Origin of the sequence: Herbaspirillum sp. DW155, assembly GCF_037076565.1 — a bacterium.
Taxonomy (GTDB): domain Bacteria; phylum Pseudomonadota; class Gammaproteobacteria; order Burkholderiales; family Burkholderiaceae_D; genus Herbaspirillum.
The window spans coordinates 5,004,940-5,030,698 of sequence record NZ_AP029028.1 but is presented as its reverse complement, the minus strand read 5'-3'; the positions used below and the strand labels follow the sequence as shown (position 1 = coordinate 5,030,698).

24 protein-coding genes, 1 tRNA gene and 1 pseudogene are annotated in these 25,759 nt (G+C 58.3%); 13 read left to right on the top strand and 13 right to left on the bottom strand.

What is annotated here, in order from left to right:
- Positions 1–17: 17 nt before the first annotated feature.
- The 4 genes from AACH55_RS22970 to AACH55_RS22955 all read right to left on the bottom strand — a co-directional run bounded on the left by AACH55_RS22970 (position 18) and on the right by AACH55_RS22955 (position 2,015).
- Complete coding sequence (locus AACH55_RS22970) at positions 18–410, bottom strand: helix-turn-helix domain-containing protein (protein WP_338716965.1); 393 nt, start codon at positions 408–410, stop codon at positions 18–20.
- Between the two features lie 11 nt (positions 411–421).
- Positions 422–715: a type II toxin-antitoxin system HigB family toxin gene (locus AACH55_RS22965; protein WP_017449860.1), complete on the bottom strand. Its 294-nt coding sequence runs from the start codon at positions 713–715 to the stop codon at positions 422–424.
- 125 nt (positions 716–840) lie between these two features.
- Entirely contained in the window at positions 841–1,230 is a 390-nt protein-coding gene (locus tag AACH55_RS22960) for a dihydroneopterin aldolase (RefSeq protein WP_008333021.1), read from the bottom strand.
- Positions 1,231–1,247: 17 nt separating this feature from the next.
- Positions 1,248–2,015, bottom strand: coding sequence for an SDR family oxidoreductase (locus tag AACH55_RS22955; protein ID WP_338716963.1), 768 nt, complete (start codon positions 2,013–2,015; stop codon positions 1,248–1,250).
- A 35-nt stretch (positions 2,016–2,050) separates the two neighbouring features.
- On the opposite strand from AACH55_RS22955, the gene AACH55_RS22950 reads away from it, so the two are divergent.
- From AACH55_RS22950 to AACH55_RS22930, 5 genes are all read left to right on the top strand, one after another.
- Entirely contained in the window at positions 2,051–3,211 is a 1,161-nt protein-coding gene (locus tag AACH55_RS22950; RefSeq protein ID WP_338716962.1) for a class I SAM-dependent methyltransferase, read from the top strand.
- 10 nt (positions 3,212–3,221) lie between these two features.
- Entirely contained in the window at positions 3,222–3,416 is a 195-nt protein-coding gene (locus tag AACH55_RS22945) for a DUF2905 domain-containing protein (protein WP_034332265.1), read from the top strand.
- A 21-nt stretch (positions 3,417–3,437) separates the two neighbouring features.
- The gene (locus AACH55_RS22940; protein WP_338716961.1) at positions 3,438–4,094 is read left to right on the top strand and encodes a response regulator; all 657 of its coding nucleotides are present in this window, start codon (positions 3,438–3,440) and stop codon (positions 4,092–4,094) included.
- Positions 4,091–5,425: an ATP-binding protein gene (locus AACH55_RS22935; RefSeq protein WP_338716960.1), complete on the top strand. Its 1,335-nt coding sequence runs from the start codon at positions 4,091–4,093 to the stop codon at positions 5,423–5,425. The genes AACH55_RS22940 and AACH55_RS22935 overlap by 4 nt, the downstream gene beginning before the upstream one ends.
- A 155-nt stretch (positions 5,426–5,580) precedes the next feature.
- Entirely contained in the window at positions 5,581–7,065 is a 1,485-nt protein-coding gene (locus AACH55_RS22930; RefSeq protein ID WP_338716959.1) for a DegQ family serine endoprotease, read from the top strand.
- A gap of 139 nt (positions 7,066–7,204) precedes the next feature.
- On the opposite strand, the gene kefC is transcribed toward AACH55_RS22930, so the two are convergent.
- Together kefC and AACH55_RS22920 are read right to left on the bottom strand one after the other, a co-directional pair.
- Complete coding sequence (gene kefC, locus AACH55_RS22925; protein WP_338716958.1) at positions 7,205–9,040, bottom strand: glutathione-regulated potassium-efflux system protein KefC; 1,836 nt, start codon at positions 9,038–9,040, stop codon at positions 7,205–7,207.
- Between the two features lie 75 nt (positions 9,041–9,115).
- Positions 9,116–9,637 carry an NAD(P)H-dependent oxidoreductase gene (locus tag AACH55_RS22920; protein WP_338716956.1) on the bottom strand — a complete coding sequence of 174 codons (522 nt, stop codon included), beginning with the start codon at positions 9,635–9,637 and terminating at the stop codon, positions 9,116–9,118.
- Between the two features lie 303 nt (positions 9,638–9,940).
- Here AACH55_RS22920 and AACH55_RS22915 point away from each other — a divergent pair, with 303 nt between their 5' ends.
- The 5 genes from AACH55_RS22915 (at position 9,941) to AACH55_RS22895 (ending at position 13,424) form a co-directional block, all read left to right on the top strand.
- Positions 9,941–11,104, top strand: a complete 1,164-nt coding sequence (locus AACH55_RS22915) for a type 1 glutamine amidotransferase (RefSeq protein WP_338716955.1) — start codon at positions 9,941–9,943, stop codon at positions 11,102–11,104.
- A 216-nt stretch (positions 11,105–11,320) separates the two neighbouring features.
- Positions 11,321–11,629, top strand: a complete 309-nt coding sequence (locus AACH55_RS22910; RefSeq protein ID WP_338716954.1) for a DUF883 family protein — start codon at positions 11,321–11,323, stop codon at positions 11,627–11,629.
- 8 nt (positions 11,630–11,637) lie between these two features.
- A complete protein-coding gene (locus AACH55_RS22905) occupies positions 11,638–12,036 on the top strand; it encodes a phage holin family protein (RefSeq protein WP_338716953.1) in 399 nt (132 codons plus the stop codon).
- 39 nt (positions 12,037–12,075) lie between these two features.
- On the top strand, positions 12,076–12,516 hold the full coding sequence (locus AACH55_RS22900; RefSeq protein ID WP_338716952.1) for a hypothetical protein: 441 nt from the start codon (positions 12,076–12,078) through the stop codon (positions 12,514–12,516).
- A 197-nt stretch (positions 12,517–12,713) separates the two neighbouring features.
- A complete protein-coding gene (locus tag AACH55_RS22895; RefSeq protein ID WP_338716951.1) occupies positions 12,714–13,424 on the top strand; it encodes an OmpA family protein in 711 nt (236 codons plus the stop codon).
- A gap of 175 nt (positions 13,425–13,599) precedes the next feature.
- Here AACH55_RS22895 and AACH55_RS22890 read toward each other — a convergent pair whose 3' ends face one another.
- Entirely contained in the window at positions 13,600–14,160 is a 561-nt protein-coding gene (locus AACH55_RS22890) for a c-type cytochrome (protein WP_338716950.1), read from the bottom strand.
- Positions 14,161–14,418: 258 nt separating this feature from the next.
- Between AACH55_RS22890 and AACH55_RS22885 the strand changes: the two genes are divergently transcribed.
- Together AACH55_RS22885 and trfA are read left to right on the top strand one after the other, a co-directional pair.
- Positions 14,419–14,494 (top strand) — tRNA-Arg (locus AACH55_RS22885).
- Between the two features lie 932 nt (positions 14,495–15,426).
- Entirely contained in the window at positions 15,427–16,323 is an 897-nt protein-coding gene (trfA, locus tag AACH55_RS22880; RefSeq protein WP_338716949.1) for a plasmid replication initiator TrfA, read from the top strand.
- A gap of 469 nt (positions 16,324–16,792) precedes the next feature.
- On the opposite strand, the gene AACH55_RS22875 is transcribed toward trfA, so the two are convergent.
- The 3 genes and pseudogenes from AACH55_RS22875 to AACH55_RS22865 form a co-directional block, all read right to left on the bottom strand.
- Complete coding sequence (locus tag AACH55_RS22875) at positions 16,793–17,377, bottom strand: hypothetical protein (RefSeq protein ID WP_338716948.1); 585 nt, start codon at positions 17,375–17,377, stop codon at positions 16,793–16,795.
- 1 nt (position 17,378) lies between these two features.
- Positions 17,379–18,166 (bottom strand): annotated as a pseudogene (locus AACH55_RS22870) (IS5 family transposase).
- A 29-nt stretch (positions 18,167–18,195) separates the two neighbouring features.
- A complete protein-coding gene (locus AACH55_RS22865) occupies positions 18,196–19,365 on the bottom strand; it encodes an AIPR family protein (protein WP_338716947.1) in 1,170 nt (389 codons plus the stop codon).
- A 632-nt stretch (positions 19,366–19,997) separates the two neighbouring features.
- Between AACH55_RS22865 and AACH55_RS22860 the strand changes: the two genes are divergently transcribed.
- Positions 19,998–21,014 (top strand): DUF4062 domain-containing protein, encoded by a 1,017-nt coding sequence (locus AACH55_RS22860; RefSeq protein WP_338716945.1) that lies wholly within the window; start codon positions 19,998–20,000, stop codon positions 21,012–21,014.
- Between the two features lie 323 nt (positions 21,015–21,337).
- Here the strand turns inward: AACH55_RS22860 and AACH55_RS22855 are convergent, their stop codons facing one another.
- The 3 genes from AACH55_RS22855 to AACH55_RS22845 all read right to left on the bottom strand — a co-directional run bounded on the left by AACH55_RS22855 (position 21,338) and on the right by AACH55_RS22845 (position 25,656).
- Complete coding sequence (locus AACH55_RS22855) at positions 21,338–22,321, bottom strand: site-specific integrase (protein ID WP_338716944.1); 984 nt, start codon at positions 22,319–22,321, stop codon at positions 21,338–21,340.
- Positions 22,322–22,946: 625 nt separating this feature from the next.
- Positions 22,947–24,833: a glycosyltransferase family 2 protein gene (locus AACH55_RS22850; protein WP_338716943.1), complete on the bottom strand. Its 1,887-nt coding sequence runs from the start codon at positions 24,831–24,833 to the stop codon at positions 22,947–22,949.
- Positions 24,805–25,656, bottom strand: a complete 852-nt coding sequence (locus tag AACH55_RS22845) for a hypothetical protein (protein WP_338716942.1) — start codon at positions 25,654–25,656, stop codon at positions 24,805–24,807. The genes AACH55_RS22850 and AACH55_RS22845 overlap by 29 nt, the downstream gene beginning before the upstream one ends.
- Positions 25,657–25,759 lie beyond the last annotated feature (103 nt).

Below are 25,759 nucleotides of genomic sequence, written 5' to 3'. Positions count from 1 at the left end.
TTTTTTTCGCGGTGTTTTCAGGCGCTCAGGAGTTCGCTGCCGGCCGATTTCACGGGATAGGGCTGGATCAGCAGGTCAGCCGGGAGATTCAGGCCGGCGCTGAGCCTGCGGATCATGTCGAGGGTCAGCGGACGCACCCGGTTGAGAATATCGGAGACGCGGCCACGTGGCCCCAGATAAGGCTCCAGATCCTTGCGCGAAAGTCCGCGCGCTTCCATCACGTGCAGCAGAAAGTCGATGGGATCAGGATCATCGATGGCAAAGTGCGCGCGCTCGTAATGGGCGATGAGCAGGGTGAGCACATCGAGCTGGTCCGCTTGTTCGGACCGCGCAGGCGCGTCCCACAGCCGTTCTGCTTCGGCCAGTGCGGCGCGGTAATCCTTGCGGGTGCGTATCAGTTTGAGTTGCATATGACGTTCCTTCAAATCGTTTCCACATCGATGGCGTCGTATTGGCGATGCGTGCCGACGAAGCGGATGTAGATCAATTCCTTGTCGTAGCGCACCGCGACGACCAGGCGGTAGTCGTTGCCCTTGATGTTGAACACCACCCGGTTGTTTCTGATGAAACTGGCATTGCGATAGGCCGCCTTGATATCGGCCGGCGTTTTCCAGTTCACCCGGCTGGCCAGGGCGTGCCAGGCACGCAGCGGAGTCTCCGCGGCAGGATGGGCGGTCCAGAAAGTCCGTAGTGTGGAGAGGGCAATGATGCGCATCGGCACACCGTAACATGCTACCACCTTGGTAGCAGAAGGGAAGCCGAAACTCCGGTCAATTCTCGAAAAAATAAAACCCCGCATCAAGCGGGGTCAGCAGGACAAAGCAATCTGGCCGATGCGGATCAAGCCTTGATCCGGAAAGTCTCCACCCCCACCGAATCACAATCCGGATACACGTCCGGCTTCTCGGTCGACACCCGCACCGCGCGCACCTTGGGATGGGCCAGCATGGCGGTCATGACGTCATCGCACAGGGTTTCCTGCAGGTGGATGTGGCCGCGCGCCATGCGTTCGGCGATGGTGGAGCGGATGAAGTCGTAGTCCACCACTTCGTCCAGATGGTCCGCGGTGGGCGTGGTCTCGGCCAGCGGGACGTAGAGGTCGACGTTGATCAGGATGCGCTGCTCACCCTTCTTTTCGAACTCGTGCACGCCGATGTTGATGAACACCTCGTAGTTGCGCAGGAACAGGCGGCGGCAATCTTGCAGGGAAGGATGGGAGAGGAAGAGCATGATCAAAAAAGTAAAAGTTATTTCGCCACGAACATGACGTCGCGCAAAAGGGGAAGCAAATGCTGGCCGCCATCGACCAGCAGGGTGGTGCCCGTCACGGCCCGCGCCGAAGCGACGTAGCAGACCGCAGCGGCAATGTCCTCGGGCGTGCTGCCACGGCCCAGAGGCGTGACGGTGTGGGCTTTCCCGAACTGTTCCTCGGTCTGGTCGCCCGAGACCATGGTCAGTCCGGGTGCCACGCCGACCACCCGCACCTTGGGCGCCAGTGCCTGTGCCAAGAGCGTCGTGGCGCTGTGCAGGGCAGCCTTGGAGAGGGTATAGGACAGGAAGTCGGGATTGGGATTGTACAGTTTCTGGTCCAGCAGGTTGATGACGACGGCCTGCTGTCCCTCGGGCGTGGCCTCGTACAAGGCCTGCGCCAGCAGCACCGGGGCGCCGACATTGGCGCTCATGTGGCGCAGCAGGCGTTCGTTGCCGAAGCTGGCGGCGTCATCGTAATCGAACAGCGAGGCGTTGTTGACCACGCAGGTGATGCGGCCCAGCGGCGCGGCTTGCGGCAGCAGGGTGCGCACCTGGGCTTCATCGCCCAGTTCGCCCTGCACTGCCAGGGCGCGGCGGCCGAGCGCTTCGATCTCGCGCACCAGCGTGTCGGCTTGCTCGCGCGAACGGTTGTAGTGGACGGCCACGTCCCAACCCGCGCGGGCCAGGGCCAGCGCGATATGACGGCCGATGCGGCGTGCCGCCCCCGTGACCAGCGCAATATCTGCAGAAGAGGGTGATGTCATGTTCCCGGTTTCCAATCGTCGATACAATACGGCCCATGCAACTGCAACTACCCGAACCCGGCGCTGACGCACAGTCCGCCTCGCAGACCCTCCAGCACCTGATTGCGGACGAGATCGCCGCAGCCGGCGGCTGGATCTCTTTCGAACGTTACATGGAACTGGCCCTGTATGCGCCGCAGGTCGGCTACTACAGCGGCGGTTCCGCCAAACTGGGCAAGGAGGGGGATTTTACAACCGCCCCGGAAATCTCGCCCCTCTACGGTGCCACCCTGGCTCACCTGGCCGCCGAAGTGATCGCCGCGAGCCCGCAGATAGCCAACGTGCTGCTGGAGTTCGGTGCCGGCACCGGCAAGCTGGCGCGTGACATCCTCACCGAATTGCAATCGCGCGGGGCGCTGCCCGAGAAATATTTCATCGTGGAAATCTCGGCGCAACTGCGCGCCCGACAACGCGAAACCCTGGCCGCTTTCGCGCATCTGGTGGAATGGCTCGATGCGCTGCCGGAAACTTTCTCGGGCGTGGTGGTCGGCAACGAAGTGCTCGATGCCATGCCGGTACGCCTTGCCATCAAGGCCGGGCAAGGCTGGCAGGAACGCGGCGTCACGCTCGATGCATCGGGCCGCCTGCAGTTCGCGGACCGCACCGTGAGCGACCTGCCGGTGGCGCAGATTCCCGAGGCCGATGCATTGCCGGTCGGCTATCTGACCGAACTGTCGCCGGTGGCCATCGGCTTCATGCACACGCTGGGCCGCATGCTGGCCAGCGGCCCCGGTGCGCTGGCGATCCTTCCGGATTACGGATTCCCTGCGGCCGAATACTATCTGCCCGACCGCGACCAGGGCACCCTGATGTGTCACTACCGCCATCATGCCCACACCGATCCTTTCTACTGGCCGGGTTTGCAGGACATCACCGCGCACGTGGATTTCACCGCGATGGCCGTGGCCGCCGTGGAAGAGGGCGCCGAAGTGCTGGCCTATACCAGCCAGGGCGCCTTCCTGCTCAATGCCGGCATCGGCGAACTGCTGCTGCGCACGTCGCCGGAGGACAGCGCACACTACCTGCCGCTGGCCAACGGCATGCAGAAACTGATTTCCCCGGCCGAGATGGGCGAGCTCTTCAAGGTGCTGGCCATCGGCAAGAATGTCCAATGGCCGGCCCGCATGCTGCGTCACGACCGTACCCATCGCCTGTGAGGAGTCACGCATGATTCGCTGGATCGTCGTCATCTTCCTCTCGGTCATCGTGTTCTCGACCTTGTTGCCCTGGCTGGAAAAGCTGGGCATCGGCCGCTTGCCGGGAGACTTGCGTTTCCGTTTGTTCGGCCGCATCTTTTCGTTGCCCTTCGCCTCCACCATCCTCATTTCGGTAGTGGTGTTCCTGCTGGCGAAGATCCTCTGAGTCCGATCAGGAGTTGTAGACATGCGCGTATTGCTGGTGGAAGACGATCCCATGGTAGGCGAGGCTGTGCGCAAGGGTTTGCGCCAGGATGGCTTCACCATCGACTGGGTACAGGATGGCAGGTCGGCCGACGTGGCCCTGCGCACCGAGGACTACGCCATGCTGCTGCTGGACCTGGGCCTGCCGCAAAAGGATGGCCTGGCCGTGCTGCGCACCCTGCGTGAACGCGGCAGCGCCATTCCCGTCCTCATCACGACCGCGCGCGATGCCGTGGCCGACCGCGTGGCCGGGCTCGATGCCGGGGCCGACGATTACCTCATCAAGCCCTTCGACCTGGAAGAACTGTCGGCTCGCATGCGTGCGCTCTCGCGCCGCCAGGCCGGACGCGCCGAGAGCCTGGTGCAGGTGCGCGAGGTGGTCTTGAATCCGGCCACCCATGAAGTGACCGTGGGCGGCAAGCCGGTCAACCTGTCGGCGCGCGAATTCGCGCTGCTGCACGCTTTCATGGATCGTCCGGGCGTGGTGCTCTCGCGTGCCCAGCTGGAAGAAAAACTCTACGGCTGGGATGACAGCATCGAGAGCAATGCCGTCGAAGTCCACATCCACGCGCTGCGCAAGAAGGTCGGCAGCGACTTCATCAAGAACGTGCGCGGCGTGGGCTATCTGGTGCCGGCATGAAATCGATCCGCAACAAGCTGCTGCTGTGGCTGGGACTGGGGCTGTTCTCCATCATCCTGCTGGCCGGCGTGGCGCTGTATTTCCAGGCGCGCGGCGAGGCCAACCAGATCTTCGATTACCAGATGCGCCAGATCGCGGCCTCGCTGCCGCGTCAGGCCTTCTCGCCCATCTCGCCGGGGCAGCAGTTCCCCGAGCTGGAAGACGAGATCATGATGCAGATATGGGACAGTAGTGGCGCGGTCATCTATCACTCCCATGCGCGCGGGGCCATGCCGCGCCAGGCCGAGCTGGGTTTTGCCAACGTGCGCGGACCCAATGGCATGTGGCGCGTCTACAGCGCCCAGATCGGCAGTACCGTGGTGCAGGTGGCGCAGCCGCAGAGCGCACGCGACGAGATCGCGGCGCAGATGGCGGTCAAGACGGTGGTGCCTTTGCTGCTGCTGTTCCCGCTCATCGGCGTGCTCTCGTGGGTGGCCGTCAGCCGTGGGCTGGCGCCGGTGCGCAAGGCTGCGGCCGAAGTGGCGGCGCGCGACATGAACTCGCTGCAACCGCTGTCGGACGTGGGCATGCCGCAGGAAATCCAGCCGCTCACCCATGCGCTCAATGACCTGCTGGCGCGCCTGAAACATTCCACCGAAACCCAGCGCGCCTTCGTCGCCGATGCCGCGCATGAGTTGCGCACACCGCTGACCGCCTTGCGCCTGCAGGCGCAACTGGCCGAGCGTGCCACCGATGAAGAGGAGCGACGCGCCGCCTTCGCCGACCTCAAAAGCGGACTGGAACGCGCCACCCACCTGGTGCACCAGCTGCTCACGCTGGCGCGCCAGGAACCCGATGCGATGGGCTTTGCCGAGATCGATCTGCGCGCGCTGCTGGGTAGCGTGGTGGGCGACCTGTCGTCGGTGGCCGAGCATGGCGGCATCGACCTGGGCTTGTCGGAGCAGGGCGATGATGGCCGGCCGCTGCGCGTGCGGGGCAATGGCGATGCCTTGCGCATTCTCTTCAACAACCTGGTGGACAACGCCTTGCGTTATACGCCGGCCGGCGGCGTGGTCGATGTCGGTTTCGAATTTTCCGCTGCGGATAGCTGCACGGTGGTGATCCAGGACAGCGGCCCCGGTATCGCCGAGAGCGAGTTGCCGCGCGTCTTCGATCGCTTCTATCGCGCCCAGCGGAGCCAGGAGCAGGGCGGCACACGGGCCGCTTTCGGTAGCGGACTGGGGCTGGCCATCGTACGCCAGATCGCCGACCTGCACCGGGTACCGGTGCAATTGCGCAATACCGGACGCGGTTTGCAGGCGCGGGTGGTGTTCACCCTGCTGCCCGGATGAAGGGCTCCGGCGCCGTCCGGGGAGCATTAAGCGTGGATGAATGCTCCTTTTTTCAGCCTTAAGTTTGTCTTAATTTTCACTGCTTAATCTTCACTCCAACGGTTGAGGCCAAGAGGTCGCGACCTTCCAGATTCCGTCTGATCAAGGAGAAGAAGATGAGCCGTCGCATCGTTTTTGTTCGTAACACTTTGGCTGTCATGATTGCCGCAGTGGTCGGCGGCAGCTACGTCTATTTTCGCGGTGCCGACCTGCCGTCGGCGCACGCGGCCGCGCTCAACGCCCCGCTGGTGGCGTCCAACCCCGCGCCCGCTGCCCCGGCCGGACCGGTGGTGGCGGCGGCGACCGATTTCTCGGGCATCGTCCAGCGCTACGGCCCGGCCGTGGTCAACATCAGCGTCACCGGCAAGGCCCGCAAGGTCGCCGATGACGATGACAACGGCCTGGATCCCAACGATCCCTTCTCCGAATTCTTCAAGCGCTTCGGCCCGCAACTGCAGATGCCGCAGCAGCCGCGCATCATGCACGGCCTGGGTTCCGGTTTCATCATCTCGCCGGATGGTCTGATCATGACCAATGCCCACGTGGTCGATGGTGCGCAGGAAGTGGTGGTCAAGCTGACCGACCGTCGCGAATTCAAGGCCAAGGTGCTGGGCATCGACAAGCAGAGTGACATCGCCGTCATCCGCATCGATGCCAAGAACCTGCCGACGGTACAGATCGGCGACCCCTCCCGCGTCAAGGTGGGCCAGCCGGTCCTGGCCATCGGTTCGCCCTACGGCTTCGACAATACGGCCACGGCCGGCATCATCAGCGCCAAGTCGCGCAGCCTGCCGGATGACAATTACGTGCCCTTCATCCAGACCGACGTGGCGGTCAACCCTGGCAACTCCGGTGGCCCGCTGTTCGATCTGAACGGGCAGGTGATCGGTATCAACTCGCAGATTTACAGCCAGACCGGGGGCTTCCAGGGTCTCTCGTTCTCCATCCCCATCGATGTGGCCATGAAGGTGGAGCAGCAACTGATCACCCACGGCAAGGTCACCCGTGGCCGTCTGGGCGTGTCGGTGCAGGATCTGAACCAGGCCTTGTCCGAATCCTTTGGTCTGAAGAAGGCCGAGGGCGCGCTCATCAGCTCGGTGGAAAAGGGCAGCCCGGCCGACAAGGCGGGTCTGCAGGCGGGTGACGTGATCCTGAGCTTCGATGGTCATGCGATCGATCATTCGGTGGACCTGCCCACGTTGGTAGCCGACACCGCGCCGGGCAGCAGCAAGCCGATGCAGGTCATGCGCGGCGGCAAGGTGATGACCATCAACGTGACCGTGGGCGAGGTGAAGCAGGCCAAGAATGAGGCCAAGACCGGCAAGTCCGATGACCAGGGGCGCCTGGGTCTGGCGGTGCGTCCGCTGGACAAGGATGAGCAGGCCCAGATCGGTGGTCAGAAGGGCTTGCTGGTGGAAGATGCCAGTGGTCCGGCTGCCGTGGCCGGTATCCAGAGCGGCGACGTGATCCTGGCGCTCAATGGCACGCCGGTCTCCAGCGTGGCGCAGTTGCGCAAGCTGGCCAGCGAGGCGGGCAAGAGCGTGGCGCTGCTGGTGGAACGCGGCGACGAAAAGATCTTCGTGCCGCTGGCCCTGAATTGATTTATATGATTTATATGATTTAAGGTTTTGCAGTGAGTAGTACCGGTGAGTAGTAAGCAGTGAGTAGTAAGTGGTAAGCAGTGAGTAGTAAGCAGTGAGGGATTTGGCCGGGCGTGCGCAAGCGTGTCCGGCCTTTTTTTCATTCGGCCGGTGGCGTTGGCGGCGCGGGTTTTTCGCGCCACTGGTCATGCGCATGATCGCGCTGCATGGCCTCGCGGTCACCGGCGAACATGGCCTGCAATTCCTCGCGGGCCTGCACGGCCATGGACACCATCTGCGCCTGGTCCTTGTAATGCGGGTAGAGCGCTGCCAGGGTCTTGAGATTGTGCGCACGGAACTTCATCGCCGCCTCGCGCGCGCGATAGGCGCCGAAGTCCAGCTGCTGCAGCACCTGGCGGCCCATGTGCAGGGCGCTTTCGAAGGTCTCGCGTTCCAGTACCGTCACGCCACGGTCCATCAGGTCGTAGTAATGCGTGACGTTGCGCGCGCGGGCGGCGATCTGCAGGTGCGGGAATTCCTCGCGCACCTTGTCGACCATCTCCAGCGCGGCTTGTGCATCGTCGATGGCGATCACCAGCACGCGCGCCTTGTCGGCGCCGGCAGTGCGCAGCAGGTCGATGCGTGTGGCATCGCCATAGAAGACCTTGAAGCCGAACTTGCGCAGGAAATCGATCTGGTCCGGATCATGATCCAGCACCGTGGCGCCGATGTCGTTGGCCGCCAGCAGACGGCCGACGATCTGGCCGAAGCGGCCGAAGCCGGCGATGATGACGGCGTTGTCCTGCGGGCCGATCTTGTCTTCCGCACGGCGCTTGCCGCCTTCCAGCCAGCGCACCAGCAGACGGTCATGCACCAGCAAGAGCAGCGGCGTGATCAGCATCGACAGCGCCACCACGACCACCAGCATGGAAGAAATCTCGGGCGTGAGCACCTTGGCGGTGACGGCCGCGCCGAAGACGATGAAGGCGAATTCCCCGCCCTGCGAGAGCAGGAAGGCGAAGAACAATTGTTGTCCACGCGGGATACCGAAGCAGCGCCCCAGGAACCACATCACGCAGGTCTTGATGGCCAGGAAGCCCGCCACCATGCCGAGGATGCGCCAGGGCTGGGCGAGGAAGACACCGAAGTCCACCGACATGCCCACGGCGATGAAGAACAGGCCCAGCAGCAATCCCTTGAAGGGTTCGAGGTCGCTTTCCAGTGCGTGGCGGTATTCGGAATCGGCCAGCAGCACGCCGGCCAGGAAGGTACCCAGCGCCATCGACATGCCCACCGATTGCATCAGCAGGCAGGTGGAGATGACCAGCAGCAATGCAAAGGCGGTGAAGATTTCGCGCATGCCGGTCTTGGCGATGATGCGCAGGATGGGGCGTATCAACACCCGTCCGCCAAAGATCAGCAGCGCGATCACCAGCGCCACCTGCCCCGCATGCAGCCAGCCTTGCCCGCTGCCCTGGCTGGCGGCCACGCCCAGCAGGGGCACGGCGGCCATCATGGGAATCGCGGCGATGTCCTGGAACAGCAGGATGGAAAAGCCCGCCGCGCCTGCCGGGGTGGCCGTGAGCTTGCGTTCGCCCAGCGTGGCCAGGGCGATGGCGGTGGAGGAGAGCGACATGCCCAGTGCGGCAATGAGGCCGATGCGCCAGGGCACGCCCGCTGCCAGCGCGGCGGCGAACAGGGCCAGCGAAACCGCCGCTACCTGCACGCTGCCCCATCCGAAGATGGAACGGCGCAGCGCCCACAGGCGTTTGGGATCGAGTTCGAGGCCGATCAGGAACAGCAGCAGCACCACGCCGAATTCAGAAAATTCGAGGATGTGCTTGACCTCGGTAATCAGTCCCAATCCCCAGGGACCGATGACGATGCCGGCCAGCAGGTAGCCCAGCACCGCGCCCAGGCCCAGGCGCTTGGCAATGGGGACGGCCGCCACGGCCGCCAGCAGGTAGACGAGGGCGATCAGCAGTTGTTCATCCATGGCGAGGTCCGGTAGGGTGATGGCGGAAAAGAGCAGGGCGCAGCGTGAAGACGGGCGCGAAATCGGAGCGGGGCCTCATGCCTGCAAGCCCTCCAGGTAGCGCTCAACATGGCGCTGGAATTGGACCGGCGGCACGTGATGGGCGCCATGCAGGATCAGCGGTTCCACCCACTGCATGCCGCACAGGCGTGCGGTCTGCTGGTAGGGCGGCAGGAAGTCGGCGAAGGGATGGCCGTGGCGGCCCGTGCTCTGGTAGGACGCTGTTTCGCCACCCGTGGATACCACCAGCCAGAAGCGCTTTCCCTGCAGCGCGTGACCATCGTGGCCGAAGGCCCAGCCGCGCGCCAGCACGCGGTCCAGCCACTCCTTCTGCAGGGGCGGCATGCTGTACCAGTGGATGGGATGTTGCATCACGATCAGCTCGGCCTGGCTCAGCAGTTGCTGTTCGTGTTCGACATCGATGTGGAAATCGGGGTAGTGCTCGTAGAGATCATGCACGGTCACATCGGGCAGGCGGGCGGCCGCTTCCAGCATCAGGCGATTGGTGCGCGAGAGCTCGGCGGCGGGATGGGCATACAGGATCAGGACCTTGGACATGGTAGTGGCGCAGGTAATGTGGGCGGCGGCAGGGCGGACAGGTGGTACTCGGGTGTACTCGGGTGTAAATGGCCGGAACATGCATGGCCCTGATGCTGTCTGCCCTGAAGAGGGAAAGGAGTGTGCCACGAAAGCGCGGCGGCCGGCTTGGATGAAACTGATCGAGGGCTGCTCTCCCGGCGGGTGTCCAAAGCCGGGCAATGCGCTTATACTCAGCCACTTCCCGGGCCCCGTCGCGCCATCGCCGGCCTGTGTGCCGACGGCGGCACTCGTCGCAGTTCATTCTGACTACCTATAGCAGCCATGTCCGACATCCAAGATTCTGAAGCCAACCTGCCGCCAGACCGTACCCCGGGGGCGGTGCCGGCCAAGCCCGTGTCAGCCGACGCCTCCGGTGCGCCGGCTGCCTCCCAGCAACCCGATCAGCCGCCCGCCGCATCTGCTACCAAGGTGGTAGCAGCGACGCCGACGGCGACCACACCCACCACCCCGACTACCCCGCCCCAGCCGGCACCGGGGGCGCAGTCCTCTGCCGAGGCCGCCCAGGCCCAGAGTGCCGGCCAGGCGCAGCACAGCCCCTATACCTCGGTGCCGCCGCCGCATCATGCCGGCGACGCTCCGTGGGCGCAGACCTGGCGCTTCCTGACGGCGCGTCTGCGCCAGCTGTCGGACAAGGCCGGCCGCCGCGTCATGCAGCGCACGCTCAAGATCGGCGTGTCGGCGCGCATCTTCCATCCCGAGAGCGGTGCCAAGGGCTTGCGCAGCAAGACCCTGCAGTATCTGGAAGAGTCGATTGCGCAATGGGTGATGTCGCGTGACGTGCTGGTGTTCATGATCCCGACGGTCAATACCAATGGCCTGGTCCATCCCAGCAATATCCGCCTGCGCGATTATGCGAAGCACCTGGATGGCCTGGTGCTGCAGGGGGGCGCCGATGTCTCGCCGCAAAGCTATGCACAGGCCGCGACCCGGCCCGAATGGAGCGGCGACCGCGTGCGCGACATGTACGAACTGGAACTGCTGCATGAATTCATCGAGGCCGGCAAGCCGGTGCTGGGCATCTGCCGTGGCTGCCAGCTGATCAACGTGGCCTTTGGCGGGACGCTCTATCAGGACATCGCTTCCGATGTGCCCACCGCCATTGCGCACGTCAATGACCAGTACGACAGCAACTACCACACGCTGCACTTCCCGCAGGGGTCGTCGCTGGCGGGCATGGTCAAGACCGAGCATGCCCTGGTCAATTCGATCCACCATCAGGCCGTCCATCAACTGGGGCGGGATCTGTCGGTGGAGGCGGTGTCGGGGCCTGACCAGATCGTCGAAGCCATCCGTTACCGCAAGGCGCCCTTCGTGATGGGCTTGCAGTGGCACCCGGAATTCCACCGTGCCGGTGGCCCTGAACTGCTCGACTGTACGCCTATACTGGACAGTTTCTTGCGGGCAGCGCGCGAAACCCGTTTCTGATCCTGTCGGATTGGCCGGAACCTAAGTCCGCCAGCGTCATCGAATCTTCTTTGCGCTGGCGCAAGCCTTCTGCATCGCCACTGCAGCAAAGCCGCAATGCGCTATCCGCGTGCTTGCGGACTCTGTAGAATCAACAGGTCGTCGCAACGCAGCACTGCATTCAGGGAGCGGCGACCTTCTCGTCTTTTTCATCATCGGCAAACAAGGAGAATTTACATGCCCCAATCCCCCGCACTGAAGACCGTTCGCAACGATATGAAGACGCTGGTCAAGGACGCCCAGGCATTGTTCGCCGAAGCCGCCGCCGCCACGGGCGAAAAGGCTGACGAGCTGCGCGCGCGCGGCCTGACCCTGCTGGAAGCCGCGGCCGAAGCCGCCCAGAACGCCCAGGCTGCCGCCATCGAGAAGGGCAAGGAAGTCGCCGCCAAGACCGACGACTACGTGCATGAGAACCCGTGGCGCGCCGTGGCCATCTCGGCCGGCCTGGGCCTGCTGGTGGGCCTGGTCATCGGCCGCAGCAAGTAAGCTGCCCGATGGCGACTCCCCACAAGGAAGGCCCGCCACCGGCCGCCCACCCCGGCCTGACGGCGGGCCTGCTGGGCCTGGCCAAGAACTTGCTGGGCCTCATCATCAGCCGCATCGAACTGGCTTCGCTGGAGATGTCGGAGATCGGCGCCAACCTGGTCCGCTTCGCCGTCATCTTCGTGCTGGCCGCTGTCGCGCTGTGGTTCGCCATCGCCTTCTGGTCGGTGTTGATCGTCATGCTGGCCTGGGATACCTGGGGCTGGCGGATCCTGGCGCTGCTGGGCTTCGTCTTCAGCGCGGCGACCGTGGGCCTGGTGTGGTATGCCCGTTCGGTGCTGATGCAGGGCAAGCTGTCCCTGCCGCAGACCATGAGCGAACTGCGCAAGGACCGCGATGCGCTCTTGTGATGCGGCCAGCGCCATTTTTCCCGGTTAAATGAGGACGGCATGAGCGATCAGGACCAGGGCATGACCCATGAGGAACGCAAGCGCAAGGTACTTGCGCAAGGCGCGCTGTACCGGCTTGGCGTGATGGAAGCGCGCGAAGTGGTGCGCGAGAACCTGAGCGCCGAGTCGCTGGCCAAGGGCGCCTTGAGCCGGGTGGGCCATTTTGCCGCGTCGCTTTTTGGCGGTGGCAGGACGGTCCAGTCGATCAAGTCGCTCACCTCCGGCGGGCTGGGCAATCTCAACCTGCAGACGGTGACGCCGCTGCTGATGACGGGCGCCTCGCTGTTGTCGCGCCGCTGGCTGCGCAAGCCCTTGCTGATGGGTGGCGTGATCGCGGCTGTGGGCGGTCTGGCGTATTACGTCAGCCAGCGCGGTGGCCGCAGCGATTCGGCAGCACCGGATGACGCTGCAGCACCGCAAGGCCCGGCCGAGCCGGATTGAGCAGATCATGACGGCCAGTCGAGGTGATATGACTGGCCATGATGTTCCCGCAAAGGCATCCGGAATTCCGGGTGCCTTTGTCATTCATGGTTACAGGTTGGGCAAGCGCGGCAGGAACATATCGCCTCCAGTGCGCTCTGAAGCACACCGGCCCCTGGCCAGGACAACAAGACTGAGAAGGCAAGAAAGGACATGACATGAAGAAAATCTCGATTGCAGCAATCGTCGGCGTACTGGCGCTCTCCGGCTGTGCCGACATGAGCGAGACCCAGCGTGGCACGGCCACCGGCGCCGGCATTGGCGCGGGCCTGGGCGGCATCATCGGCGCGGCCACGGGCGGTGGCGGAGGCGGACGCGCGCTGGGTGGCGCGGCCATTGGCGGTGCCATCGGCGCAGTGGCCGGCAACATCTGGTCCAACCGCATGGAAAACCAGAAACGCGCCATGGAACAAGCCACCCAGGGCACCGGCGTGCAAGTCACCCAGACGGCCGACAATCGCCTGAAGCTGGAAATCCCCAGCGACATCTCCTTCGATACCGGCCGCGCCGACATCAAGCCGGAGATGCGACCGGTGCTGGACCGCTTCGCTGCCACCCTGGTGGAGAACCCGGCCACCACCGTCACCATCGTGGGCCACACCGACAACACCGGCAGCGATGCCATCAACGATCCGCTCTCGCAACAGCGCGCCGCCCGTACCCGCGATTACCTGAGCGCGCGTGGCGTGGCTGCCAGCCGCTTCAGCATCATGGGCCGTGGATCGCATGAGCCGCTGGTGCCCAACACCAGCGATGCCAACCGTGCCAAGAACCGTCGCGTCGAAATCTTCGTGGCCGAGCAGCAGGCCGCCGCACCGGTGCAGCAGGCACCGGGTGGCTATCCGCCGCCCCCGCCACAGCGCTATTGAGGCGATATGAAGGATTCTCCGGTGCGCCGGCAAGGCGGGCGCATCTGGAGAAGCCTGCAGGGCGAGCGACCGGCAATGCGCCCTCATCGAAGCTGAACGGAAATGTAAAAATCCCCGGATTTTGTCCGGGGATTTTTTTGAGCTGACCTGTTGGCCGGATGGCCGGGAATCAGGCTTACTTGGCGGCTGCGTCTGCCGCCGGTGCAGCGCCGTCGGCGGCGGCCGGGGCCTTCACTTCGGGTTCCTTGAACTTGGCGCCGGACTGGTTGGCCATGTAGACCACGGTGCGCTGGATCTCGACGTCATCCAGATCCGGGTTGCCGCCCTTGGCGGGCATGGCGCGCAGGCCGTTGATGGCGTGCGAGACCAGGGTGTCATAGCCTTGCGCGATGCGGGCCTGCCAGGCGGCGGCGTCGCCGACCTTGGGGGCGCCGGCCACACCGGCACTGTGACAGGCCGAGCAGGTGGTCTTGTAGATTTCTTCACCGGAGAGCAGTTGCTTGGGACCATTGGCATCCCGGAAGGTGAAGCCATCGTCGGAAACGGGTTTGATGCGTGCCGCGATCATCTCGGGCGTCTGGCTGTCGGAGCCGGCACCGGTCTTCTGGCCATTGGTCACGTACTGCACCAGCAGCACGATGCACACGATGGGGACCATAAAACCTGCGACCACGGCTGCGATCAATTGCTTGGGAGTCTTGATTGCCGACTCGTGTTCATGCTGAGCTGAGCTCATTGGCGTCCCTCCGTAATGTTTCCTCGAAATTGGGGCGGAAAACGTCGGTTCCCTTTGTATCGCCTCATCGCTGATGGCCGTCTGGCCGGGCATTGCGTGGTACCAGGATCAGGCAGGGCTGTCATTGCGCTCTCTCGCCGAACTCTTGATTATAGTCACAATGCTTTCCGTTTGACACGGAAAAACCGCCAGCGCCATGGACGTCCCGCAGGAAAGACGGTATCCTTCAGGCCTTTCCGGGGTTCGCCCCGATTCAGCGCGGCTGTAGCTCAGTGGATAGAGTATTGGCCTCCGAAGCCAAGGGTCGTGGGTTCGATCCCCGCCAGCCGCGCCAAATTTCCCTTTCAATACAATGGGTTGCGTTACGCAATCCTAAGCTTTGTTTAGCGATAAATCGCATAATTTGGCACACTGGATGTGCCATTTTTGTGCCAGCGCAGTCGCATAAAAATCACAATAGCGGCCACCAGACTGGCATTCATTGCTAAACATCGCACAGGCGTAAGTCTAGTTTCCTTTCTTGCATTGGCACAGCCACGGTGTGTTTGCTATTTGATTTAGCGCACAAGATTGCATTTCCATCGTGTAATATTGCAACCAATCGCGCTGAGAGCATTTCTCCTCGATACAAAAATATGTGACCTTACGATTTGCGCTCAAGAGGTTGCTCCAAGAACCGAGGAAAGTGTTGGTCGTTCAGTAACCCTCTGCCTGAAACGGAATGGCGGAGGCTAGAAAGGATGCCGAAAGGCAATCGCCGTGAGGCAGGCACTACCAGTCAGAGTGAGGCTGGATTCCAAGAGTGTCTGTCTTAGGAGAGCGGGTGCGACATGGGGGACTACCCCGTCGTATGACCTTTGAGCTACGTGACAGGCCCCAATTGCTGGCGTAAGTCCTGATCAAAAGAAAGGTTGTGCGTACTCCGTGGACTCATTCGATCCTATCCAACTGGATGGGCTCGGAGCCATTCGTCCATGAAGAATTTACTCTCTGTAGAACAACTAGCCGTCTTCCTGCATAAGTCGGTTGCCAGCATTCGTAGCGATGCAACGCGCAACCCGCAATCCCTTCCTCCTATTTGCCGTCTACCTGGTACAAAGCGCTTGCTCTGGCGTTCAGAGGATGTCGAGTCTTGGCTTCAGCAGTACGTACGTAAGGCCGTCATGCCTGAAGTGTTGCTTGTACCTCGCAAGAGAGGGCGTCCAAGAAAAGGCCCGGCATTAGATTCTAGATTGGCGGCTACGGACAGGGCTTCGGAGGTACGACATGCCGACCACTAATATCGTATCGGGTTCTGCGCGTCGTCCTAGTGCTAAGCGCCTCGAGGAGGCTTACGATGCACTCACGAAAAAGAGGCGCTTTGGCAAACTCGCGATGGTAGACGGGTGCCATAAGGAATTCTTTTGGGTGCCAAATAACGGTTCAATGCGGGCTATTCCTAACGCCTTTGCCAGGTCCAGCCTCTTCGGCAAGGCTGCCAAAAGAGGGTTGGTGAGAGCGGATGGAGAGACACTTGTTTCTTATGGAAATATCGTTCTTGTTTACTGGGGAACTTGGCTAACTGAAGTGCACGAAGAGGCCTGGATGCAGTTGATGTACGAGGCTCGTTATGCTACTTCTTGGCAGAGAGTGCAGGTAAGAGCCTCTAATTTTCTTAGGGCGCTGGGTAAGTCAAATGGCGGTGGACAGTATGCGCAGCTCGAGCAGGTCTTGAAGACCTTGGAAAATGCGCGATTCACCATCAGAAAATTAGCAAATGGCCTCTGGAGCGATATTACTGTCGATGGTCCGCTTCATTTCCTCAGCAATTTAGAGTTTTCCAAAGGAAATCGGACTTTTTCATTTCAAATCGATCCGAGATGGATTGCACTGTTTGAAAACAATGAATACGTGCGTATCGATTGGAAGACTAGATTGTCGTTTGGAAGAAATCAATCGCTGGCTAAAGCATTACAAAGCTATATCGGGTCGTCCTCAGAAACATCGCAAAGGAGGAAGGTCGAATGGTTAAGAATCAAATTGCGTTACACCGGTCCAACGCGAAAGTTTAAAGAGGCGTTCGTGCATGCTATGGAAGTTCTAGAGAAGGCAAATTTTGCAGGCAGAGCTCGATTTGAGGAAGCAAGGGATGGTGCGCTGATGGCCGTTTGGGAGCGGTTGTGAATAACTCTCGACATCGAGTTCCACTGGTGTCGATATTCGGCTCCGTCTATTCGACAATCGGATCCATATTTTCGACATCGGGAGCCTCTGATTCGACATCAGACTCCTCATTTTCGACATTCAAATCCTACCTGGCGTCTAGAAACCTTATCGGCGGTGGATTTACGCCGAGTCTATTCGCTCCTATCTGTTCTTTATCTTTAAGAAACCAAGGTATACCGGGGAGCGTTTTCTCCTCTGGGAAATTCAACTATCTCTTGATAAAACATGTTTGACGCCCCGATGAATTCTCGTGCAATTTCGGATGTTTGTTAGTCAAAGCTCCGATGCAGTATTTTGCATGGTACCGTGCAAAATACTGCACCTTCGATGCAACAGATCAAAAATCCTGGTTGGTTTTTGAGATTAAGACGGCTTTCCCCGATAGCTAAATTTAAGTAATAGGAGGAATTCTCGAAAAACCTAGACGCTATTTAATCGATGCAATTACGGCATTAAGCTTGGGAAGCTTCCAAGAGTTAAATTTATTGACTCGCAACCCTAACGTGCGTTTGAGCCGTTCGAGAAACGGTCGTACTCGGATCTCATTCCTGGCGTTCTGACTAGCATCATCTCCACCAATAATGTTCACGGCAATTTCTGAATATAGTTCAAGTGCCTTTTTGGCGTATTTATCAATGGCAGCCTTAAAATCGTCATGATCCATTTTTTTCAGCGACAGCTTGGATAAATCAGAGCCTGACTGTTCAATGAGGACATTTGCAACGTAAATGCCCCAAGGTGTTCCATGAATACCTAAAATGGCCTTGATTATCAAGTCAGGCTGGCTATGGCCCGACAACATACTTGCTCTTTCCTTTTCAATAGCCTGTGCGATCAACCATGCCAGAAAAACGCGTTCTGCTTGCAGCCCTCTAGGGAAAATCGACTTATACGATTTATCAAAGAGATCCGTTTTGCGTCGTACGGAGTCAAGAACTGTCTCTTCCGAGATCGCGGCCAAAAATTGAGCAATCTTTTCCAGCTCAATCCGTTTAGGATTTTTAGAACCCATTTCATAAATAGCGCCGCATGAGGATGACGGAGAAAGCGAGATGAACGAAGCCTGTGTAATGATCGGCGCAACGCTCCCATCGGGTAAGTACACGCTTGAAGGCATTAAGCCAGGCAAACAGTCGTTCGATCTTCCATCGGCGCCGGTATCGGCGCAGCGCCCGGCCGTCTTGAGTGACCGCTCTTTTTCGATTGCTCTTGTGTGGTGCGATCAGTTCAATGCCTTTGGCAGCAAGTCTTTGATCGAGCGGATCACTATCGTAGGCGCGATCCCCAATAATTCGTTCGGGTCGTCCCACTGTGACAATCTCATCGAGGGTAGCCTCGACAAGGGTGACTTCATGTGGGCTAGCAGAAGACGTGTGCACGCCGAGTGGAAGACCAGTAGCGTCTGCAATAACCATGAGCTTCGTACCCTTGCCCCGCTTGGTCTTTCCGACCTTTGGGCCCCTTTTTTTGCCAACACAAACGTGCCGTCAATAAAGCATTCGGAAAGATTGATTTGGCCAACCTCTTCGAGGTGTTGCGCCAGTGCTTCGAGTATGTGCCGTAGCACGCCACTCTTGACCCAGCGCGAAAATCTTCGGAAGCATGTCGTGCCAGAGGGGAACCGATCTGGCAAATCACACCAGGCCGCACCGGTGCGTAGCACCCAGAGAATCCCGTTCATGACGGCGCGGTTGCTGTGCAATTCCGGGCGTCCACGCCCATCATCACGTCTAGGTGTTTCTGGTATCAGCGGCTCCAGAATCGCCCATTGTTCGTCTGTTAGTTCTTCTCTTCGTGCCATACGAAGAAGTTAACACGCACGATAAAAAGTTAACAGACCCTATTTATGAAATGAATTCTAGCTAAACGAGCTCCTTCTTGTTTAGGCGCGTAGTCATAGTCAATTTCGAGGAATGCGGTACGAAGCCCTTCTTGAATCGGATCGAGCAATCGAACCGCAGATAACTTAACTGGGTTCTGAGTATTATTGTAGCGAACGATATCTGTCAGCAGAGTTTTCTTCGCTCCTACGACACGAACCAGCACTTGGGCTTTTGCTGCTTGTTTATCTTTTTCTATTGCTTTAGATAGACTAACCGTTGTTTGGCAGCCGTTAACAATAGAGAATTGTTTGATACGAAATACCTTGGGGCTCTCTTGCTGAAAGCTCTCTGCAACGACGGTGATCCCATTATTTAATGCCCAAAAATCACCGGGCCTTGTCGCAGCGGTTTCAATCATTTTCTCGTTGATGCCCCCTTTGCGTTGTCCAATAAAAAGGCGAACGTTTCCTTCAAAGAGCTGATTTGGATAGGTCTGATACCAACGTGCCAACTCGGCCGCAGCCACAGACCCGACGATAGCTTGACCAAAATCACCCTTTATGTCAGGTAAAACACCGGTGAAAGCTAGCGTGTCTTCAGGAACTGTACGATTTGCTGCCTGCGCGATTATATATTTGTCGTAAAGCGTATCTTGATACTCGTAGAAGAACGTAACATCAGTGCCGTAACTTTTAGCTCTTGAAACGGACGCCTGTTGGCGAGCAATTTGATCTGATTTTGCCGCTAGAGTTACTAATCCAAAAACTAAAGAAAAGTTCTGTACGTCAGGTTCAAGAAGACGTTGATAGATATCTTCTCTTCCAGCATGCGAAAAACTAATCGGGTCGCGAACACTGGTTAGTGAAGCAACAAGGGCATTCCATTTCTTTATTGCGGCAGCTCTCTCAGCTCTGTCCGATACGTACCCTTGGAGCACATAGATTGTCTCTTGGTCAGTATCCACGTATATGAAGTCACAACCAGCGTCCTCAGGACCATCTACGGAAGCGGCATCAATAGCATCATCTTCATCAATTCCTAAGAGCGTTGACGCATACCAGGCTGTTATAGCGCGGTCTCTGCTTATCCCACCTCGAAGTGCTATCGCGTCAATAGATTCAAAGAGAGCTTTACGGGATTCAATTTGTTTTGAATTTTCCTTTTTTGCTGTCGCCATTCCCATCCCCAATTTTTGGTTGCATTACTGTTAAGTGGTTTGTGCTTACATATTATTTAATAAATATAACCTAAATTTTGGGATCTCGATTTTTCGATTGAAGGAACCTGATTCGATACTAATTGTGCAAAGTGTGATCAAGCGTTCTAGAACGGCTTAATTTGAATAACACCGTATCAGGCCCGCCGAAAATAGACTTTCGCTACTGCTACCCTCAAATATCGCTATCGTGATCACAGAGAGTAACAGCGGAAAAATCGCTCGTGGTTTGGGAAGAATAGTGATTGAACAGGGAGGGTAGGGCGCTAGCAGATTCTGCGGTGGCTCTTTAGCGGCTAAAAAGTCGGCGCGAATTTATGGGCAGGATGTGTGAAGGTGGCCACCTTCGACAATTTATTCGCAACTCCGTGCTCAACATTTAAATTCGGTGCCTCAGCGCGTTGCTGCGTTGAAAAATGTCTAGGAGGATCTGATGAGGTGGGCTGAATTTTGCCATCCTCAGTCATGAGGTTTCTCTGCGGACACGCCTGTCACACCCATTGCGTTTGGTGTCATTATGGCAATGGTTGCATTGTGATAAATTACGGTAACTTCGGGGTGTAAACCATATTTCATAAAAATGGGGAGAAGGGATGGCAAAGCCACGTGTTTTTTTAAGTTCAACGTTTTATGACCTGCATCAGTCGCGCGAGGACATTGATCGCTTTGTACGCTCGCTGGGATATGACTGTGTACGTCATGAGGCCGGCGCGATTCCGTATGCTAAAGACAATCGTCTAGAAATGTCTGCTTATCGTGAAGTTGAACTGTGCGATATTTTCGTAACAATAATTGGCGGAAAGTTTGGTACAGAGTCTAAGGAAAACGGTGGACACTCTATTACGCAGAATGAAATTATTAGAGCGTTAGAGAAGGGGATTCAAGTCTACATATTTGTTGAGCGAAGTACGCTTACTGAGTATGAAGTATGGCGCCTGAACCGGGATACCCAAGGCATCAAATATCGGTATGCAGATGATCCAAGGATTTACTCATTTATTGACCGTTTGTACGATCTGCCCAATAACAATCCGATCGTCGGGTTCGGAAATGTCTCGGAAATTACAGCCTATCTGCTAGAACAATGGGCGGGCCTTTTTCAGCGTTTTTTGAGTCAGCAAAGCCGAATGAAGGAAGTCGCAATTGTCGATGATATGAAAGGTATTGCCTCGACTCTTCATGAGATGGTCAATTTCCTGTCGCGCGCGAATCAAGATAAGGACGATGCACTGCGTGCAATCTTATCTACAAATCACCCGATCTTTGCGCGATTGGCAAAAATAACTAATACGCCATATCGGTTGTACTTCACTTCGCGCAGCGAGATGGAAGTTTGGCTTAAAGCTAGGAATTGGCTGCCAATGGACAGGGAGTTTTATTCAGAAGGAAGTTTGATGGAATATGCCAATGAGGACATCGGGTGGATGGCGTTTACTGAGCCTGTTTTTCAAGAAAATGGCATCTTGAAGAACTATGCTGCCGGGGATTGGAATGATGGTTGGATTTCGCTTCATCCAAATCCGCGATCCCAAGCGGCTCAAGCAAAGAATTCACGGGTTGTCCGCAAAGGGAAGCCGAATGTGCTAGATGACGATGACATCCCGTTCTAGGTTATCGCTTACGGATTTCAGTTTGGATATTTCTGAGGAGTTGGAGGGTATCCAACTCCTCAGAGATATAGTTATTTTCTAGCGATTATTTTCAGGTAATTGAGAATCTATTTTTTTCATAAAGTCCCTCATGAGTTTAAAAAGATGCTCGCCTTCTGTTACGCCTAGAGTGGTTTCGCCGCAGTAATTGCAATAGATGCATTCAATGTCGTGAAAGACTATCGATTCGCTCTTATAAGTACGCGCTATTGAGCGCGGGCCGGAGATGGCGCCTTCAATTCCACAGTTTGCGCATTTCATGTTTAGCCTTTGTAGCTCTGCATCTATGGTTCCAGTTTTTTTGCCAAATCTTCGGCTCGCAGATGGGTATATCGTTTCAGCATTTCTAGTGTTTTATGACCTGTAATCGTAGCAACTTCCATAATATTTAGCCCCTTCTCGAACAAACGGCTCGTAGCTTCATGCCGTAAATCGTGGAATCGAAGGCTCACGATATTCGCGCGGTGTTTTTCGCAGGCTCGTTCAAAGGCCTGGCTCATTGATTCCGGCTTCATCCTGAAAACTGCTTCACTCTCATTTCTACTGAGTGTCTTGAGCGCCGCAACGGCTTTCGGTGATAGAGGCACAGTACGAGGCACATCAGTCTTTGTCCTGGGGATATGAGCGATTTTCTTTTCTAGGTCGATTTCATCCCAGGCTAAGAAGGCCAGCTCACTGCGTCGTAGACCTGTCTCCAACGCTAAGACAATTGCTACACTCAACTCTACCGACTCAGTTGTCTTGAGAATCGATTCGATCTCGGCGTCGGTCACGCGTCGGTCACGTCCCCTAGGCTTCGCAGGCTTGCGTACCTGAGCTGTTGGCAGTCCATTGGGGAGGTGGATGCCCCAATCAATTGATGCGGCCTTTAGTACGCGATTTAGCAAGTTTATCTCGTGAATAACGGACTGAGGAGAAACAGATTTCAGCCTCTGATCCCGAAACTTGGCCACCTGGCTCGAGCTGAGGCTAGCCAATCGGTAAGCGCCAAATGCCTCATTCAGCGTCTTTAGTCTTGATTTGTCTGACGGTGCACCGCGCTTCGAAGGTAGCACTTCTGCCTCGTAGCGGGCCAGAATATCCCTGACTAGGGTACCTTCCGCCTCAGTACGAGAGACAAAAACACCGCGCTCCATCTCAGACTCGATAATGGTCGCCCAACGCCGTGCATCGGCTTCTTTTGTGAACGTCTTGGTTTGGGCAGGGTAGCCCCGTTTGCGAATCTGTACGTGGTACTGGCCTTCGCCTTTTTTGCGGATGGTTGGCACGTTGCTTCCCGGCACTGAGTGGGCAAGACGTCAGTGTGCCAAAATTGTGCCAATAAATAAAGAAAAATCCGGAGAGTCGCTATTTTAATGGGGTGAAATTGGGCCTCCGAAGCCAAGGGTCGTGGGTTCGATCCCCGCCAGCCGCGCCACTTCCATTCCTGCGCACTTGATGAAAACGGAAGCATAAGCTTGCCGTTCGGCAGCGTTATACTTCCCGTCCATTGCGACAAAAATAGGCTTCCAGACCCGAGCGGCGGCAAGCAGTCAAGCAACCCTTCTCTACCCACCTGGCTCCACGCCAGATACAAAATTGTAAAAAAAGCAACGTATTCTGCTGGGAAACAGTATGCGGTTGTTGTGAGATAGATACTTTGCGCGATATCAATGATGGACGCCGGATATGCACTTTTATCCTGGATTCCCTAGGGCATCGCTGAATTTGTATTCGATTCCGTGAATTCCGAGGCAAGTCCCCTGTGGCTATCTATTCTTTCTCCAGCCAGGAGTCGGATCGGTTCAGCGGCGCCACAAATGGCTGCGCAATCTATACGTTTTTTCCGCACCCTGATCTTCAGAGTGGTGTTGCCGATCACCTGCGGCGGTTTCCGGACAGCATCATAAATTCTTATAAGGTGGGACCACCCAGTTGTTGCCGGTAATAGGCGAGGATCTTATCCGTCATTTCCGTCGCACGTTTCGCGCTTTGGCAGAACAGTTCCGTCGCATCGGCCTGCATGCCGCACACCTGTGCCAGCACGCCCATGTGGAAAAGAATCTCGGGATCTTCAGGCTGATCGTTGAGCGCCTGATTGAGCGTGGCGAAGGCTTGCTCGTACTGCTCCTGCGCGATCTGCCACTGCGCCAGCTCCACCGCATTGTGCGGCGGGGATGGCGGCAAGCCGCTTTGGGGGGCTGGCCGGCGCGGCATTATCCGCAGCCGCCCTTGGTAGGCCTCGATCACCGGCTTGAGCACGTCGGGTGACTGCCGGATCGCTTCGGCGAAGATATTGTTTGCATCGTCGAGCATGCCCGACTGTAGGCCGATGCATCCCAACTGGAACAGGAACTCCGGATGATCCAACAGTGCCTCCTGTTTTGAGAGAAGCAACTGATAGGCATTGTCGAGGTCGCCGGCATCGATCATGCTGCGGGTTTCGCGCAGGAAGGCCGTGGCCTCGTCTTCGGCCGCATCTGGGAACCCGGACGTCGGCGGTGCGGGCGAGGCGGAGAGTGGAGCAGCCGCTTCCTCCATCCGCAGGCGTTCGCCTGTCAGCTTACGCTCGATGGCGTTCCACATGAATGACAGACGGAAGTCGCCGGTCAGGTCGGCGCGTGAACATTCGACCTGGGCGATGATGCGCATGATCTCGAAATGGCGCGGCATCAGGCAATTGTCGGCAGTCTTGTCGCGTTGGAAGATATGCAGCAGCTCCTTGAGCTCTTCCAGCGCCTGTCCCAGTAGCTCTTGCGACACCGGCATGCCCAGGCGTTTGCCTACATGAGCCAGCAGCCAGCCGGGCTCTGCCGCCGGAGAAAAACCGGTCCTGGCAGCGCTGCCGGTGAGCAGCATCGCATCGAAGGCGCGTGCCAGAAGTTCAGCGCGTGCGCTGCCCGGATCGAAGCGGGTCAGAGTCTCGATCCGCCATAGGAAGGTATGCCCCTCGCTGGCCATGGCGTCGTAATGGTTGTGCCAGCCAGCCGCACGCTCCTGCCTGGTGTAACGCGGCAAGCGTTCGTTGAGCACCTTGCGCCGGCCGTGGGCACTGCTCCGGATCGGGTAGTGGCGCAGGATGAACGGAATCGGGAACACTTGTCGCCCAGCGAACCCGACGTTGTGACCGCCGGAGGAAGCTAAATCGAATTCGACCCCGGTGTTCTTCCAGGCCTTGATCTGCAGCGCATTGACCCATTCGCCTGGCTCGTAATACTGGAAGCGTTGGCGCAGGTCGTCACCGGGTTGGAAGCTGTCGTCAACCGGCCGGAAGTTGAACAGTGCGAAATTGACGGCGTTGAAGCCGAGCGAATCGACTACGCCAAAGGCATCAGCCAAGGACATGTCGGGCCACGGCGATTCGCGCAGTTCATCGGCGTCAGCATGGATGATCCAGTCGGCCCCCAGCTGCGCGGCCAACTGCGATTTGCGCATCAGGATCTCGCGCCACAGGTATTGCTTCTCCAGATCGGCCGGAGGGCCCGGTGGGAAGGCCTCAATCTTGAGCAGTCCACGTCCGAGCCACTGGCTGGCGACTTCGACCGTATTGTCGGTGGAATGATTGTCCAGCAGGTAGACCTCGCAGCCGTTGTCGATCAGGTCGCCAATCACCTGGCCGATCACGTCGCCTTCGTTGAAGGAGGAGATCAGCGCAATCACGCGCAGGCGACGTTGCGGCAGCAGGTCGCGCAGGCGGGTGGCGGAACTGGCGGAAAATGGAATCATGATGCTGTCCTGGAGATCGTCGGTGGCCGTCGGCTGTGGCCTGTCATCAAAAGAAATGTTGCTTGCTACGCTCATCGGCGCGCAGCGGTTCGCATTGCTGCAGGATACGGTTGCGCAAGGCGAAGAAATTAAGGAAGTAGCGCTGGTGACGGGTTTCCATGAAGGCCAGCTTGAGCGCATTGCACGTCATCATGTCGTTCCAGTAGGGAATATACGCAGGGTTCGACCAGGGCATGAGCTCGATGTCGTAAGCTACGGTCTTTATCGAAGGATCCAGCGCCAGTATCAGCGAGGCCAGACGTTCTACGATGAACACCTTCATGTTCAACGGCGACTTCTGGCGATAATCGGTGAGTGCGTCGATCTTCCGTCCCAGGCTGCTGTTGCGGTCCTCTGCCCATGCGAAGAGTTGTTCGGTCAAGGCAAACCATTGCGCCCAGAAGCTCGGCTTGGCGACAAAGTAATTGCAGAAGATGGTGCTGCGCAAGTCCATCGCAAGGCGCGTGAAATCGACCTTGATGTCCAGCGCTGCCAGAAACTCGTTGGTGATGTCGATCAGGCCCGGGTGGTAGCGGTTGCCGTGCTCGAAGACGTTGAGGTAGCACAGGGAGTCCTGGCGCAGCGGCGAGATCGAATAGACATCATGGCCCGGATGGGTATTGATGAAGGCGTGTACCTGTTCGGCACTCAGGTTGGTCTTGTAGCGAAACGCTGGCGAGAGGAAGCCGTACAGCTCATCGCTGTTGATCACGTTGTTGAGCAGAAAGGTCCGCATCGGCCAGTACTCGCGCCAGTCCGGGCGGGGGTTTTCGCTGTTGTCGAGCGGCAGGAAACCCGGATCGAGCATACGGTGGGTCTGTTCATCGTAGTGAATCTGATAGATGTTGGCCTTGGTCATGTTCTCTCCTGATGCTGCCAAGACGCCATGCCTGAGGTCGCATGGTCGCAGCCCGACATCTGCCCCCTCTGCGCTACCGCATTGCCATCGTTACGGCTGTGCT

Bases quoted from the DNA above. Each gene is read 5' to 3' on its own strand.
- AACH55_RS22860 (WP_338716945.1), top strand. From the start codon at position 19,998: ATGGCAAAGCCACGTGTTTTTTTAAGTTCAACGTTTTATGACCTGCAT.
- AACH55_RS22920 (WP_338716956.1), bottom strand. From the start codon at position 9,637: ATGTCCAAGGTCCTGATCCTGTATGCCCATCCCGCCGCCGAGCTCTCG.
- AACH55_RS22905 (WP_338716953.1), top strand. From the start codon at position 11,638: ATGGCGACTCCCCACAAGGAAGGCCCGCCACCGGCCGCCCACCCCGGC.
- AACH55_RS22845 (WP_338716942.1), bottom strand. From the start codon at position 25,656: ATGACCAAGGCCAACATCTATCAGATTCACTACGATGAACAGACCCAC.
- AACH55_RS22960 (WP_008333021.1), bottom strand. From the start codon at position 1,230: ATGCTCTTCCTCTCCCATCCTTCCCTGCAAGATTGCCGCCGCCTGTTC.
- AACH55_RS22875 (WP_338716948.1), bottom strand. From the start codon at position 17,377: ATGGGTTCTAAAAATCCTAAACGGATTGAGCTGGAAAAGATTGCTCAA.
- AACH55_RS22945 (WP_034332265.1), top strand. From the start codon at position 3,222: ATGATTCGCTGGATCGTCGTCATCTTCCTCTCGGTCATCGTGTTCTCG.
- AACH55_RS22930 (WP_338716959.1), top strand. From the start codon at position 5,581: ATGAGCCGTCGCATCGTTTTTGTTCGTAACACTTTGGCTGTCATGATT.
- AACH55_RS22900 (WP_338716952.1), top strand. From the start codon at position 12,076: ATGAGCGATCAGGACCAGGGCATGACCCATGAGGAACGCAAGCGCAAG.
- trfA (WP_338716949.1), top strand. From the start codon at position 15,427: ATGCCGACCACTAATATCGTATCGGGTTCTGCGCGTCGTCCTAGTGCT.
- AACH55_RS22970 (WP_338716965.1), bottom strand. From the start codon at position 410: ATGCAACTCAAACTGATACGCACCCGCAAGGATTACCGCGCCGCACTG.
- AACH55_RS22910 (WP_338716954.1), top strand. From the start codon at position 11,321: ATGCCCCAATCCCCCGCACTGAAGACCGTTCGCAACGATATGAAGACG.
- AACH55_RS22890 (WP_338716950.1), bottom strand. From the start codon at position 14,160: ATGAGCTCAGCTCAGCATGAACACGAGTCGGCAATCAAGACTCCCAAG.
- AACH55_RS22955 (WP_338716963.1), bottom strand. From the start codon at position 2,015: ATGACATCACCCTCTTCTGCAGATATTGCGCTGGTCACGGGGGCGGCA.
- AACH55_RS22915 (WP_338716955.1), top strand. From the start codon at position 9,941: ATGTCCGACATCCAAGATTCTGAAGCCAACCTGCCGCCAGACCGTACC.
- AACH55_RS22935 (WP_338716960.1), top strand. From the start codon at position 4,091: ATGAAATCGATCCGCAACAAGCTGCTGCTGTGGCTGGGACTGGGGCTG.
- AACH55_RS22950 (WP_338716962.1), top strand. From the start codon at position 2,051: ATGCAACTGCAACTACCCGAACCCGGCGCTGACGCACAGTCCGCCTCG.
- kefC (WP_338716958.1), bottom strand. From the start codon at position 9,040: ATGGATGAACAACTGCTGATCGCCCTCGTCTACCTGCTGGCGGCCGTG.
- AACH55_RS22895 (WP_338716951.1), top strand. From the start codon at position 12,714: ATGAAGAAAATCTCGATTGCAGCAATCGTCGGCGTACTGGCGCTCTCC.
- AACH55_RS22850 (WP_338716943.1), bottom strand. From the start codon at position 24,833: ATGAGCGTAGCAAGCAACATTTCTTTTGATGACAGGCCACAGCCGACG.
- AACH55_RS22865 (WP_338716947.1), bottom strand. From the start codon at position 19,365: ATGGCGACAGCAAAAAAGGAAAATTCAAAACAAATTGAATCCCGTAAA.
- AACH55_RS22940 (WP_338716961.1), top strand. From the start codon at position 3,438: ATGCGCGTATTGCTGGTGGAAGACGATCCCATGGTAGGCGAGGCTGTG.
- AACH55_RS22965 (WP_017449860.1), bottom strand. From the start codon at position 715: ATGCGCATCATTGCCCTCTCCACACTACGGACTTTCTGGACCGCCCAT.